Source organism: Streptomyces sp. NPDC050528 (assembly GCF_044457795.1).
Classification (GTDB): Bacteria; Actinomycetota; Actinomycetes; order Streptomycetales; family Streptomycetaceae; genus Streptomyces.
In genome coordinates, this window is sequence record NZ_JBITHH010000006.1 from 368,731 (window position 1) to 383,077 (window position 14,347).

At 70.3% G+C, this 14,347-nt stretch carries 5 protein-coding genes (1 of these 5 cut by a window edge); all 5 read right to left on the reverse strand.

The features are described from left to right. Positions 1 to 9,748: the beginning of a hypothetical protein gene (locus ACIBK4_RS22940; protein WP_398996941.1), read on the reverse strand. It extends 26,675 nt beyond the left edge of the window; the window shows 9,748 of its 36,423 coding nt (coding positions 1-9,748); the start codon lies at positions 9,746 to 9,748; the stop codon falls past the left edge of the window. Positions 9,749 to 9,766: 18 nt separating this feature from the next. After that, positions 9,767 to 10,132, reverse strand: a complete 366-nt coding sequence (locus ACIBK4_RS22945) for a hypothetical protein (protein WP_398996943.1) — start codon at positions 10,130 to 10,132, stop codon at positions 9,767 to 9,769. 7 nt (positions 10,133 to 10,139) lie between these two features. Then, complete coding sequence (locus ACIBK4_RS22950; RefSeq protein ID WP_366429280.1) at positions 10,140 to 10,589, reverse strand: YbaB/EbfC family nucleoid-associated protein; 450 nt, start codon at positions 10,587 to 10,589, stop codon at positions 10,140 to 10,142. Beyond that, positions 10,586 to 13,720, reverse strand: a complete 3,135-nt coding sequence (locus tag ACIBK4_RS22955; protein ID WP_398996946.1) for an AAWKG family protein — start codon at positions 13,718 to 13,720, stop codon at positions 10,586 to 10,588. Before ACIBK4_RS22955 ends, ACIBK4_RS22950 begins: the two co-directional genes overlap by 4 nt. A gap of 100 nt (positions 13,721 to 13,820) precedes the next feature. Continuing rightward, a complete protein-coding gene (locus ACIBK4_RS22960) occupies positions 13,821 to 14,270 on the reverse strand; it encodes a type VII secretion system-associated protein (protein ID WP_398996948.1) in 450 nt (149 codons plus the stop codon). Positions 14,271 to 14,347: the final 77 nt, after the last annotated feature.

A 14,347-nucleotide genomic window follows, 5' to 3' on the forward strand; every position in this document is an offset into this window, starting at 1 on the left:
AGGTGGGCAGGGTCGAGGGGGCGACGGCCAGCACCGGGCCGGTGACGCCGGGCAGCGCGGTCTCCGCCGCGGCTCGACGGGCGGTGGCGTCGTCGCGCCTGCCGAGGGCGTTGTCGATCCGGGTGTCGATCTCGTCGAGCGTCCGCGCCGCCCGCTCGTGGTTCTCGCGTGCGTCCTCGTGGACCAGCGCCGCGTCCTCGGCCTGCCCGCGCGCGGTCTCGGCCTCCGAACGCCGGGTGCCGGCCGTGGCCTTGACGCCGGGAAGCTGCGCCCGCGCCTCGTTCAGGGCCGCCACGTCACGGTCCAGACCGGCCTGAGCATCCCGGAGCGCGGCACCGTCCCGCTCAAGACCGGCCCGCACCTCGGCGAGATCGGCGTCCAACTTGCCGATCTTCGCGGTGACTTCGGCGATCTGCTGGGTGAGACGGGGGTCTACGGCGGGGGCAGGTTCTACGGCGGGGGCGGGCGCGGGTTCTACGACCGTGTCCGGCGCGACGGTGTCCGACGTGTCCGTGCCCGGCGTATCCGAGTCCTGCGTGACCGTTTCCGGCGCGAGTGCCACGACCTCGTCCGGCGTCGCGTTCTCGACCGTCGTGGCGCCGTCCGTGTCGGACGGGCCCGGCACCGGAGCGTTCTCCGGGTCGCCGGAGGCGGGGCCGGAGCCGGAGGGCCTCGGCGTCGCGGCCTCGGCCGCGCGGGCCGTGAGGTCGGCCAACTCCCGGCGGGCGGTGTTGATGTCGGACCGGAGACGCAGCTCCCGGCGTTCGCCGTCGGAGACCGCGTCGGTGAGCGGGCCGATCGTGCGGCGGGCCGCGGAGATCCCGCCGACCAGGGTCTTCTCGCGGGTGATGAGGTTCTGGAGCTTCTGTTCGGCCTGGTCCGCGGCCTGTTCGGCGGTGGTCGCGGCCGTGTCGGTCCGGTGCGCCTCGTCCGCCGCCTTCGTCAGCGCGATGGCCGCCTCGTTCAGGGCGTCCTGCGCGTCGGGCCGTAGCTCCCGCTGCTCGTATTCGTCGTCGAGCGCCGCCGTGTGGTCGGCCTCGGCCTGGTCGAACGCGGCGGCCTCGCGCTCGAAGTCCGCCCAGGCCTGGTTGTGCGGCCCGGTCGGTGTGCCGTCCGGGTCGAAGGGCCAGATGCGCAGGCCTTCCGGGCCCCGGGTGACGAGTTCCACCGGGCGCCCGTTGTCCCGGGCCGCGCGGGACGCGGCGTAGAGGGCCAGGGTCAGGCGGGAGCCGTCCGGGTCGGGGCCGGTGGCCACCCAGAGTTGGAAGCCGTCGTCCGTGAGGTCGACGCCCGCGTTGAGGTTGTTGCGGACGTCCCCCAGCCGGGTCGTGGCCCAGTCCTCCGGCGCGGTGCCGGTGCCTTCGGTGAGCAGGGCGGGGAGGTCGTAGACCTGGGGCAGCGGGTTGGGCTCGGTGATGCCGTGGCCGAGGGCGTCGCGTTCCTCGATGCGGATCGTGGCCGTACCGGTGACATGGCGGACGCCTTCGGGGCCGGTGACCTGGATGTGGACGTCGGCCCGCACCTCGTAGCTGCGGGTGCCGCGGCCGTCGGCGGGGAGGCTGGTGCTGCCGGTCTTGAGCCAGTCGCGGCGGCCGCCGGAGACTCCGCTGCCGAAGTTGCTCGCGTCCACGGGCCGTTGGAGCACCGGCGGGGTCGCGCCGAGGAGGTTGCGGTCGGGGTCGTCGGCGCTCAGGACGAACGGCAGTGACAGCCCGCCGATGGTGTCGGCGCCGGAGACCGTGCTGCTGCTCCGGGTGCTGATCCGCAGCCGGTCGAGGGTCACGTCGCCGCCGTCGGTGACCACCCTCGGCCGGTACAACGAGACGGTGAGCGTGGGCCGTTGGTCCGGCGCGTTCTGCAGCGGGAACGCGCCCGGCATCGCCGGCAGCATGCCGCCGGTCTGCCGGGGTGTGTCCAGCGAGATCGTGCCGGCCTGGATGAGTTCGCCGAGCCGTACCGACGCGTTCTCGTCGGAGGTCGAGGCCGGCACGGATCGCCAGCCGCTCCCGGTGTCCGGGGCCACCTGGTCGAGGGCGGTGTACAGCTGGCTCCAGCCGTCGAAGCCGTAGACGGGGACGGAACCGGTCGGGTGGAACAGGTCCGCGTCCCGCAACGCGGGCTGTGCTGCGGGGAGTTGGCGGGGGTCGACCCGGGACACCGAGGGCGGCGGAGGCGCGGGCAGCGGGGGCCGGGTGCCGTCGGTCTCGCTGCCGGTGAAGCGCAGGCTGACCTGGGCCGGTACCCGGACCTGGCCGCCGAGTTCGCCGGAGAGGGTGCGGCCGATCCAGGAGCGGGTCTGCGGGTCGGCGTCGTCCCAGGCGATGAACCCGCGCTGCACCAGCGCGCCCACCACGTTGGGCGGCCAGTCGGTGACCAGGGTGGTGCGGACGGTGGCGACCAACTCGTAGTCCAGGCCGTCGAAGTCGGCGGCGCTGTCGGTGCGCAGCCAGAACCGGTCCTCGGCAGTACGTCCGCTCTTGTCGACCTTGCTGGACGTGGCGACCACGTTGAGGGAGGGGCCGAGCCGGTCCGTACGTTCGTCGGCGTCGGGGCGGCTGAAACGGGCCGTCGGGTTGCCGGCGAGACGGTGCGTCCGGCTCTCCGAGGAGGAGAGCGAACGGCCCTCCGCCGTGTGCGCACCCCACTGCTCGATACCGGACTTCTCGCCCGGAACGGCGGTGCCTCGCACGGTGCCCCGGTGCGCGGCGGTGCTCGTGGGGCGGGCCGAGAACGTCACCTCGACCAGGGCCGAGCCGCCGAACCGGTGGTGCCGGAAGCTGAACCGGGTCTGTCCGCCGCCGCGCCCGATCAGCGCGCGCTTCCCGGCGACCCCGGTGTTGTCCGCGATCAGCGCGGCGACACCGGGCAGGTAGGAGGCGTGGCCGGGGGTGGTCGCGCCGGGGGCGTAGCGGTCCACCAACTCCCGTACGTCGTTGTGGAATCGGGAGCGCTGCTCGATCGGCGGGGTCGGGGTCGGGCCCGTGCCCGGGTCGGAGAACTCGGTGACCGAGTTGACCGCGGCCAGGCCGAGGGTGCCGTCGTGGATGTACCGGTTGGGCAGGGACGGGCTCGTGAGACCGGTCGTCGACGGGTCGGCCGGGCGCTCGGGCAGGGCGCCCATCCACCGTCCGTCGCGCCGGAGTTGACTCTCCGTCATGAGGAACTGGAGCCCGCGCGGCACGTCCACGGCGAGCGTGACGGTCTCCCCCGGCCCGAACCCGAGGGAGTTGGCGATCACGTTGCGGTGCCCGGACCGTACGGTGATCAGGTAGGTGACGTCGGCCGTGATCCGGTGCTGGAGACCCGACTGGGTGGGGGTCCGGTTGGTGCCGGTGCCGCTGGTGAGGGTGTCGGACTTGTCGCTCTTGCGGTCGTACTGGTAGCGCCCCGACGGGTTGAAGCGGGACGGCGTGGCCGGCGTGGGTGTCGGGGACCCGGCGGGCAGCGAACTCGCGGGAGGAGTCGGCGGGTTGTTCTGGGTCGCCGAGCCCCCGACCCCGAACTGGTGTGTTTTTCCAAGGCCCTTGAGCTGCTGCGCCGAGTCGGCGGCGGAGATGCCGGTCTCCAGGTACTGGTTGACGCTCTGCGTCAGCCGGGGCGTGTGGGCGACGGCCTCGATCTCGATCGCTATCTGCCCGTCGGCGCCGAGCCCGGGCAGCGTCAGCCCCTCGACCACATAGGTGCCGCTGAAGATCTGGTGCCCGCGGCCGACCAGCGAACCGGGTGAGAGCGCGGTGATCCGGGACTCGGCGCTCACGGTGGTGGTGTCGGCGAAGGGACTGCCGACCAGTGAACTGCTCAGGAACCCGGTGAAGTTGTCCACCAGCCGGGAGACACGGCCGGGAGGGGCGACCGGTTCGGCGTTGGTGTCGGTGCTGCTGTCGTCACCGGTGCCGGAGTCGGTGTCGGTGTCGACGCCCGCACCCGTCACGATCCGCCGGAAGGCGTCCTGAAGTGCTCCCGAACCGCGCACCACGTCGATCAGGGCGTCGTCCGGGACCCGGATCACGTCCGGGTGCGGATCGCCGGTGGTCGGGTCCGTCAGGGCCAGCCGGTCCCGGTCCTCCTGCGTGACCTGCCGTACGGTGAACGGCTCGCCGTCCGGCGCGGGCTGCGCGTCGGCCCCGTCCACCGTGCGCTCGTGCGGCACGGCCAGCCGGATCGTGCCCGCGACACCCCGCTCGTGGGGGACCTGAAGTCCCAACTCCGGGTCGGGCTGGGCCTGTTGGTCGGGCGGTGCCACCTCGCCGAACCGGACCACCGGCTCCTGGCCCGAGCCTTCGTACAGGTCGAGCGTGAGGCGGGCCGGTACCCCGAACTCGTGGGTGTCCTGCCCGGTGCCGATGAAGAACTGGTCGTGGCCGAGCGTGGTGCCCGTGGTGTTGCCGAGGCTGGCCTGGCCTACGTACTGGTAGTCGCCGGTGGCGTTCAGGGTCCACGCGCCGCCGTGCGGGGTGGGCACGGTGAGGCCGCCGCCGAACCCGGCGCCCAGGCCGTAGGTGTTGCCGAGCCGGGCGGTGCCGCCGCCGGCCGCCTGCGCGAGGCCCATGACCTGGATGTTGGGCAGCACCGTGCGGTGCTCCACCGGCCGGTTCGGGTCGCGCTGCGCGCCCAGCTCCAGCCGTACCCGGCGCCGTCCCGTCACCGAGGGGACCTCCAGGAACAGCGAGTGGCCGCCGTCCACCATGGAGTCCGTCGCCGCGCGCAGTCCGAGCGGGGAACGCAGCTCCTGAAGCCGCCGCAGGTTGTTCAACTGGGCCTGCACCAGCGTCTCGTCGGGCAGTCGGCCCCGGTGCGGGGCATTCGCCGGCGGTGGCAGGAAGCCGTGGTCCCGCAGCCAGGTCTCCGCGTCGTCGAACAGCGGATCCGCGTCGCCCTCGTCCACGCCGAGCGGCGCGGTGGACTGCCCGACCGACTCCAGGTTCTCCAACTCGTGCGGCAGCTCGCGGAGTTCGTCCGCACTCGGCTCGTGCCCCGCCGCGTCCTCGGCGCTGAGCACCCGCAGATCGAGGGCGTGGGTCCACGTCCCGGGCGCATAGGTGGAGATGGAGCCGTCGGGCCGGATCAGGGTGAGGGTGTACTCGACGTCCGCCTCGGTCAGCAGATGGCTGCGGTTGGTGCGCACCGCGTGCATGGTGCCCGCGAGGTTGCTGGTGCCGAACACGTTCTGCGCCGCGAGGCTCGCGGTGCCCTTGCCGTTGACGGTGCCGCCGATGCCGTGGGAGGCGTTCGGGTGTCCCAGGGCGTGGTCGCTCGTGAAGGTCGGGCCGACACTGCCGGTGAAGGTCACCCCGCTGTTGAACGACGTGTTCTGGTCGTTCTTCACCGAGTTGACGACATGGCTTTCGAGGTTGATCTTCTTGTCGAGGCTCTTGGCCACCGGGGTGGTGCCCCGGACCGTCGCGTCCAGCCGCATCATGCCGACCGCGCGTCCGCGCGCGTCGGTGAGCACCGGCGAGTACAGCCCGCCCTCGACCTGCATCGGCAACGTGCCCCGCAGAATCGGTTCGCTGAGGAAGTCCGCGAGTTGCGCCGACGACGTCTCGTCCAGGTCGTCCCGGAAGTTCTCCGCGGCCCCCTCGTACAGCCGCCGCGGATTCAGCACCGAGTCCACGCCGTAGATCGGCAGCGTCCTGATGTCGGCGGGCGCGGGCAACTCCTGCCCGGGATCCGTCTCGGCGTCCACGAGGTGCTGCGGGAACCAGATGGTGACCGGCCCGTGCTGCTCGGCCGGCCGCCAGTCGTGCGCGGGATCGGGGGTCGCGACGACAACGGCCGTATCCGCTGCGTCAGTTGCGTCCCCCGCATTCGCCGCATCCGCATTCGCCACGTCCGTCTGCGCTACGTCCGTGCCCGGGGCCGGCGCGTCCACGCGCACCTGCCAGTTGCCGGTGAAGTCGTAGGCGCTGGAGGGCTCGTTGCTGCGCTGGGCGCTGGTGGTCTGCACGACCTGGGTGACGGTGGTCGAACCGTCCGCCTGATTGTGCGTGATGGTCGCGCCCAGCGCGATGTCCACCCCGCGGACCGGGCCCGCCGCGCCGACCGGCACCGAACCGGTCCACGGCACCGGGATCGTCGAGAACGTGCCGGACGGCTGCGCGGAGACGATCTCCCGGGTGCCCTGCCCGCGCCGCTCCACATGCTTGTCGGGATCACTCCCGTCGAGCGCGCCCTGCCGCACGGACGGCCGCATGTCGTCGAGCGACAGCCGTACGTCCACCTCGCGGGCGGCGCCGTCGAGGTCCAGGACGATCCGGTGCCCGCCGAGGCTGCGCAGATACGGCATGTTCAGCGCCATCTGCTCCGCCGAGAGCACGTCCTGGAGCTGGGTGAGCACGGGGTCGTTGGGTCCCGGGGCGGGCCGGCCGAGCGCGGTGAGCACCTGGCGGTGCAGCCCGTCGACCAGGTCCGGCGAGAACGGCTCCACGTGCACGAGCCCCAACTGGCCGTCGTGGCGCCGCCCGTAGCCACCGAGGTAGGAGGTGGGACGGCCACCGCCGGCCACCACGTCGGTCGGGTCGGTCGGGTCGGTCGGGTCGGTGGTGTCGCCCTCCGGGGAGGTCAGGGTGATGTCGGGGACCGACACGACCGCGGGAACGACGACGGGAACGGTCTCGGGCTCCGGCTCGGTCTCCGTCTCGGTCACCGGATGCGTCGGATGGGTGTCCGGCGTGTCGGTGGACGTGGTGGCCACCGGGGTCGGCGCGGTGTGGTGCTGCTCGACGGGGGTGGTGGGCGGTGCGGGCGGGTCCGCGCCGGGCGCGCCCTTGACCGGTCCCCGACGTCCGGCACCACCCCGGTGGTCGTCCGCGGGGTCGCCGACCAGGGTGCCGATCAGTGCGAGGTGACGGGGCCTGAGCCCACCCGACGCGTACGCCGGGTCCGGGTCCGGCGTGGGCGTGAACCGGGTGGGGTCGCCCATCAGGCTGTTCGTGCCGCCGCGCTGCGGGGCCGCCGAGTCGAAGCCGCTCTCGTCGCGCAGGCCGAGCTGGTGACCGACCTCGTGGGCGAGATCGGAGTCCGAGATGTCGGCCGGCCACGAGTGGTGGGTGGCCGGGATCCCGTCCGTCGGGTCGGTGAGGGTGACATCGAGGTGCGCGGTCTCGCCCGGAGCGGCGGGCACGACGGTGACACGCAACAGGCTCCCGTCCCCCAGCCGGTGCCCCGGGGCGTTGAACACCCGTTGCACACCGTCCGTCAGCCGCTGCTGAACGCCGTCGACCTGCGGCCCCAGGCTCGGGTTGCCGGTGAGCCGGTAGGTGACGGTGAGATCGGTGACCGGCTCCCCGCCGTGGCTGAACCGCCGCACGGCGAAACCGGCCCGCACGACGTACTGCGTCCGCGTACCGTCCGCCCCGAGGGGCCGGGACACCGGATCGACCCAGGTGTGACTCCGCTCCGAGGGCGTCACCTCGGCCCGCGCCTCCTCGTAACTCCCGGGCTCCGGTGTGGTGTTGGGCGCCGGGGAGGGGCTGAGTACGACGGGATCGGGGGTGGGGGTACTGGACGAGAGGTCCGAGGAGGTGTGGACGGGGGCGGGAGTCGGTGTCGGCGCAGGCGTGGCAGTACCGGAGTGGGACGGCTGGGTCACCTCGGGCGCGGGGGTCGTGTCCGGTGCCGAACTGGTCGTAGGGGGCGCGCTGTTGCTGGTGGTGGCGACGGGGGTGGGGAGGTCGGTGTTGGTGTGAGTGTCCGTGCTCGTGCTCGTGTCGGTGCCGGTGTTGCTGTCGGTCCCGGTGTTCGTGTCGGTGCCGGTGTTGCTGACCGTGCCGGGATCGGAGTGGGAGGTGTCGATGCCCTCCGTGCCGGTGGTCTGCGGGGTGTTCGTGGCGTCCGTGGTGTCCGTGCCGGTGCTGTCGGAACTCGTGTTCTCCGGGCGCCCCGTCGTCGTAGTACGCGGGTTGCCACCACCGTTCGAGGACGTACCGGAACCGGAACCGGACGTCGGACTACCGGTGTTCGTCCCCGCCCCGCTCGAAGCGGGGGCACCGGAACCGGTCGTGCTCGCGCCTGTACCCGGACCCGTCCCCGTGGTCGTAGTCGGCGGCACGACGCCGGTGTTGGATCCGTTCGCGACCGGAACGTCCGGCGAGGGGGCCGGAGTTGAGGTGTCCGAGGGCGAGCCGGACCCGGTCGTGCTCGTGCTCGTGCTCGTGCTCGTACTCGGCGGCACGACGGTCGTTTCCGAGGTGTCGTTCTGCTGGCCGGTGCTCTGTGGCTCGTCGGTGGTGTTCGTGTCGGGCTGGTCCCGCGTCGGCGTGGGCGTATGGCTCGTGGGCGTAGGGGTGTTGGACTGCGAACTGCCCCCGCCCGACGTGCTCGTCGTCCCGTGCGGGATGTTGCTCTGGAGGTCTCCCCCGTCGACCTTCACCTCGTCGAAGTGGGGGTCGGTGATGTTCGTGTCGACGTCGCTGGATTCCGTCGGCGGGGTGTTCGTCGAGGAACTGCCTTTGCCGGACGTCGTGTTGATGGGGCCGGGGCCCGACGTGGTGGACGAATCGGACGACGGGACGTTCGTCGAGGAGGTCGAAGAGTCGCTGTCCGAACCGGAGTTGGTGTTGGAGTTGGAGTTCGTGTCGCCGTCGGGGATGTCCGCCGTGCCCAGGGTGTTCACCTGCGGCGGGGTGGTGAAGTTGAACTTGTTGCCGATCGCGCCCGCGCCCTGGCCCAGGTGGCGTTCGCTCATCGAGCTGAGGCCGGCGCCCAGGAAGGTGTTCAGGGGGTCGATGGGGAAGCCGTAGATGGACGCCGTGGCGATCTCGCCGAGCGTCTCCGCGCCGCCCTCGGTGAGGAAGTGCTCGAAGTCCTCGCCGAGTTCGTGCTTCAGCTTGTCGCCGAAGGTCTTCGGTTTAGGTGTGGGCGTCGGGGTAGGGGTCGGCGTGACATGCGGGGTCGGTGTCGGGGTGGGCGTGGTCTTCGGGTTCGGGGTCGGCGTCGGCTTCGGGTTCGGCTTCGTGTTGACGTCGGGGTTGTCGAACTTGTGGTTGTTGAACTTCTTCCCGTTGTCGGTGATGTCCTTGAACGGGTTGTGGCTGTTGAAGATGTTCTTGAAGTTGTTCTTCAGGCTCTTGCCGATGTCCGACAGCACACCGTGGAACAGGCCGGTGAACGCGCCGAAGACACCGTCCTGGACGATCTGCGACCAGTCGAACCCGTGCGGGCGGCGGCCCTTGGGCGCGCCCAGCATCATGGCCAGCCGTACCGCGAACGTCGTGAACGCCTCTTCGATCGCCTCCGTGATGCTGGGCATCAGGTGCGTCTTCTTCATCAGCCATTCCATCAGCGTGAGAATGGCGACCCGGCTGCGGGCCTTCGCCACCGCGGCCTGGCTGGAGGCGGAACCCCCGGTGAAGGCGGACAGCACCGCGATGACGAGCAACTCGATGAGCAGCCGCACCAGTTCGGCGATGATCTGCCACTTCGACTCCATGATGTCCATGGAGGACTTGGTGCGGGACTGCCCGATGCTGTCGAGCTGGTCGGCGAAATCCTTCAGGTAGTTGACGCCGCCGCTGTCGAGGAACATGTGCATCGCCCGCACATAGTTGTTCCCGACCTGCGGCGGCAGCGCGCGCCCCACCCCACCGGCGGTCTGCTCGATCAGGTCCGAGAGGTCACGCATGCGCCGGCCCAGCCGCTCGTACGGCTTGCCGTTGGCGAATGCCATGTCCTCGTCGGCCTGGAGGAACTTCTCGCCGATGAGCACGAACATGAGGTTGTTCAGCTGGGGCGACGCGTGGATGGTCATCAGGGGCGATCCGCTGTGTCAGTGCTTTCCGCCGTGCGAACCACCGTCGGTGTCGCCCGTGTTGATGCTGGAGTCGTGGATGGCGTCGAGCGCGCCGTTCTGCGTGCCCAGCACGCTCTTGAGGTTGGTGAGGGTGCCGTCGCCGACGCTGACGATCGCCTCGGAGAGGGACGAGCCGGTCGTGATGGAGCCCTCCCGTTGCTGCTTCTCCTGCGGCCGCATCTGCTGGGCGTAGCTGTCGTTGTCTCCCGGCCAGCCGGAAGTGGACGACACATCCGTGATGAACTCGTTGATCATCTCATTGGCCAGCCGGCTGATCTGCTCGATCTGCCGGGTGCCGGCGACGAGCGCGGGCGGGGTGGCGGAGTAGGCGTTCGAAGCCATCGTCTTCTCAGTCCTCCGGGTCTTCGCTGATCTCGTCGCGGAGCCGGCCGGCCCCGCGCCGTCGGCCGCCCTTGGGGCCCTCCAGGACGCCGGGCCCGAAGATCTTGTTCCAGTCCACGTCGAAACCGGTGATCTCGGGTGCCTCGGGGTTGGCCTTGGTGAAGGGCTCGAAGGTGGCCATGACGTGCCGGGCCATCCGGGCCCGGGCCTCCTGCACGGCCTCCAGGACGCTCGCGGCGAGCTGACCCGCGGGCATCGTGCGGTACTTGTCGTCCAGGAAGGTCAGGTCGCGCAGGTCGCCCTGGGCGCTGACGGTCACCTCGACCGCGCGGTCGGCGGAGCGCACCGTGCTCTCGGCGTGGGCGAGTTCGCTCTCGGCGCGGGCCACGGCGGCCTCGGTGGCCTCCAGTTCGGCGACCGCCTTGGCCAGTCGCTGCTCGATCGACTCGCTGCTCATCGGCCGATCACCGCCGGCGAACCGCCCTCGTCGGTGCCCCAGACGTCCTCGTCCTCGGTGAGCCACGCGTCCCGGGCGCGGTCGCCGCTCTCGGTCGAACGGCCGTTCTGTCCGGCGCCGTTGGCGCCGGGGCCGCCCACCGGGTACGGGGCGCTGGACGTGGTGGGCCGGGTGTAGACGACGTCCTCGTCCTCGTCCACGGATGCCGCGCGGTTGGTCCGGCCGCGCCGGGTGCTGCCGTTGGACGGGTCGGTGAGGACGGCGCGGGTGCGCTCGCTGGTGCCGCCCTGGCCACCGCCGCCGCCACCGCCCATACCGCCGCCGCCCATGCCTCCCATGCCGCCCATCCCCATCGGGTTGAGCGGGGTGCCGCTGGACGCGCTCTGCTCTCCGGTGGAGGCGCCGAGAGCGGCGGTGTCGAGGGAGTCGGAGCGCAGCGCGCCGCCGGTGTAGGGGGTGCTGTCGTAGTCGTCGTAGCCGCTGTCGAGGCCCGAATCCAGGCCGCCGGAGGACGAGTTGAGACCGCCGCCGCTGAGGCCGCCGCTGTTGAGGCCCGTCGTGTTGAGGCCGCTGGTGTCGAGGCTGGTGCCGTTGTTCAGCCCGCTCGTGTCCAGGCCGCTCGTGTCGAGACCGCTGGTGTTGAGGCCGCTCGTGTTCAGCGAGGACGAGGGGAGGTCGGTGCCGTCGATGTCGGTGGTGGTGGTGTGGCCCGACGGGTCGGTGGTGGTGAGCTGGCCGGTGTCCGGGTTGAGGGTCTGGGTGGAGCCGTCCGGGAACTTGGTGGTCAGCGTGCCGTTGTCGTTCAGCGTGGTGGTCGAGCCGTCCGGGTTGGTGAAGGAGTCGCCCGGGTTGAGGTGCGTGGTGGTGACGTTGCCGGAAGGGTCGGTGACGGAGACCTGGCCGGTGTCCGGGTTGAGGGTCTCGGTGGAGCCGTCCGGGAACTTCGTGGTCAGTGAGCCGTCGGCGTTGAGCTGGGCCGTCGAGCCGTCCGGGGTGGTGAAGGAGCCGTCGGTCGGGTTGAGCTGGGAGACCGAGGTGGAGCCGTCCGGGTTCGTGGTGCTGACCTGGCCGGTGTCCGGGTTGAGGGTCTGGGTCGTGCCGTCCGGGAACTTGGTGGTGAGCGTTCCGTCGTCGTTGAGCGTGGTCGTCGAGCCGTCCGGGTTGGTGATGCTGGTGCCCGGGTTGAGCTGGGAGACCGAGGTGGTGCCGTCCGGGTTGGTGGTGGTGACCAGGCCGGTCGACGGGTCGATGGTCTGGGTCGAGCCGTCCGGGAACGTCGTGGTGAGGCTGCCGTCGCCGTTGAGCTGAGTGGTGCCCCCGGTCGGGGAGTTGAGCGTGGTCGAGCCGCTCTTGGTGGGGTCGCTGCTCGTCAGGAACGAATTCGGGTTGAGGCCGCCGTTGAGGATGGAACTGGCCAGCTGGGTCGGGTCGTTGCCGTTCGTACCGTCGCCGTTCAGACCGCTGTCGTTCAACAGGCTGTTGGTGTTGAGGTCGTCGAGCCCGCTGCCGACGTTGTTCAGGCTGTTGCCGAGATCGTCGTTCAGGTTGTTGAGGCTCGAATTCAGGCCGTCACCAATGTTGTTGAGGCTGTCGTTCAGATTGGTGTTGAGGTTTGTGCCGAGGTTGTTGAGGCCGTCGCCGAGGTTGTTCAGGTTGTCGTTCAGGCCGTCGTTGAGATTGTTGAGGTTGTCCCCGAGGTTGTTGAGGTTGTCGTTCAGGTTGTCGTTGAGATTGTTGAAGTTGTCGCCGAGGTTGTTGAGGTTGTCACCGAGGTTGTTCAGGTTCTCGTTGAGCTTGTCGTTGTTCTCTTTCGCCTCGTCCTCGGCGATCTCGTTCTCCTCCTTCTGGAGGACCTCGGAGAGCGACTCGTTGTTCTTGTTCTTGATCTCGTCGTCGAAGGCGTCCTGTACGTCGGCCCAGGCGTTCTTCACGGCGCTGAGCGCGTCGATGGACGGCTGCTTGAGCTTGGAGTCCGCGTGGTCCGACCAGCTTTTGACGGCGGCGTCGGCGACCTTCTGCCAGGTGGTGTGCTGGGTGAGGTCGCCGTACTCGGGGACGTTCTGCTTGAAGTTGGCGTCCGTGGAGTAGGAGGTGTAGTCGCCGCCTCCGTACTCGCTGTAGGTGGACGTCGTCGACGACAGCACGTGGTTGATGTTGTTGTTGATGACCCACTGACTGATCTCGTCGAGGATCTTCTTCACGTGGTAGTGCGGGTCGTGCTGGCCGTCCGACGCCCAGTCGGTCCACGCGGCCTGGAGCGCGGTGACCGCGTTCTTCAGGGCCGTCTGCGCGGCGGCCAGCGCGTCGCTCAGCTTCGACTTCGGGACGTAGCCGCCGAGGGTGCTGTTGGTCGGCGTGTAGTCGCTGCCGCCCAACTGCGAGACGTAGCCGTTGTAGTTGGTCTTCAGCTCGTCCAGCAGATGCCAGAAGAGGCTGGCCGCCTTGCCCTTCCAGGCCGCCTGGTCCTCGCCGAGCGAGGTCATCCACTTGTCGACGATGTCCGAGTGGTCCTTGAAGAACTGCACCACCCGGTCGAAGGACTGCCCGGTGGTCTCGAAGGACAGCATGTCGACGGCGTTGTCGTCGACGACCGACAGCCCGCTGTACTCGAAGCCCTGCGTGTTGTACGGCGACGCCAGCAGGTGGTCGAGGACCAGCTTGCTGCCCGAGATGTACTGGGCCATGGGCCCCGAGTCCCACTGGGTGTGCGAGTACGAGCCCTCGAACGCGCCGCCGCCGGTGACCTCGCCGCCGCTCCAGAGCGTGGCGCGGCCGTTCTCGTCGACGGTGACGCCGATCATCACGATCCGCGCCTTCTTCATGCTCACGCTGTCGTGCGCGCCGTCCCCGCCGGCGTCGTAGAAGGCCAGGTCGTAGTCCTCGCCCTTGTTGACCTGCCAGCCGCCGATCGCCGAGTAGTCGGCCGCGGTCACCGACCTCATGTCGATGCCCTGGATGTCCATCCGGAACAGCTTGAGGTCGGCGAAGTCGTCGCTGTTCGAGCTGCTGAGCTTGGTGAACAGGCTCGACCGGGTCGGGATCGTGTACCCGGTGAAGTCGGTGACGGCCTGGGCGAAGTAGTCGTCCGCGTCGTAGGTGGGGGTCCCGGGGGACGGGGTGCTGTCGGCCATGGGGCGGAACTCCGCTGCTGGGAATGTGGGGGCGGGGACAGGGCGGGAGCGGGGTGCGGGGCCCGGGGCTCAGCGGGAGCCGGCGGGCCGCGCACCGGCCTCAGGAGGTCTTCGAGTCGCTGCCGCTCATGTCGCCGTCGACGGTGTCGAAGATGTCCAGCAGCTTCTCGCCGTCGATCGAGTCGAGGCTGTCGCCCTGTGTCTTCAGCAGGGTGGTGATCGTCTCGTCCAGCGCGCTGTCGATGTCGTCGAAGAGCGTCTTCTGGTCGGTGAGGATCTTGTCCAGCGCGGTCGCCTGTGTCTTGAGCGCCTCGACGAGCGTGGCCCCGCCGACCGGGTCCTTGCTGTCGCCGCCGTTCATCAGGCCGATGCGCAGGATCTTGGCGAGGCCCTGGGCGGAGCCGGCACCGGTCTCGGCGATCAGGTTCTTCAGGGACCGGACGCCCGCGTTGTCCTTGCGGATGTTCACCAGGTCGGTGATGAAGTCGGCGACGTCGGTGTTCTTGAAGTTCTTCAGCGCGGTCGAGTCGAGGTGGGTCAGATCTGCCATGGGTGCCTCCGCGGGCGGAACGCGCCGACCCTGGGCGTACGGCGCGGCGACGGAACGGGAAGGAGCCTGGACCGCAC

Excerpts from the sequence above, each read along its gene's own strand:
- ACIBK4_RS22945 (WP_398996943.1), bottom strand. The coding sequence starts at position 10,132 with ATGGCTTCGAACGCCTACTCCGCCACCCCGCCCGCGCTCGTCGCCGGC.
- ACIBK4_RS22950 (WP_366429280.1), bottom strand. The coding sequence starts at position 10,589 with ATGAGCAGCGAGTCGATCGAGCAGCGACTGGCCAAGGCGGTCGCCGAA.
- ACIBK4_RS22955 (WP_398996946.1), bottom strand. The coding sequence starts at position 13,720 with ATGGCCGACAGCACCCCGTCCCCCGGGACCCCCACCTACGACGCGGAC.
- ACIBK4_RS22960 (WP_398996948.1), bottom strand. The coding sequence starts at position 14,270 with ATGGCAGATCTGACCCACCTCGACTCGACCGCGCTGAAGAACTTCAAG.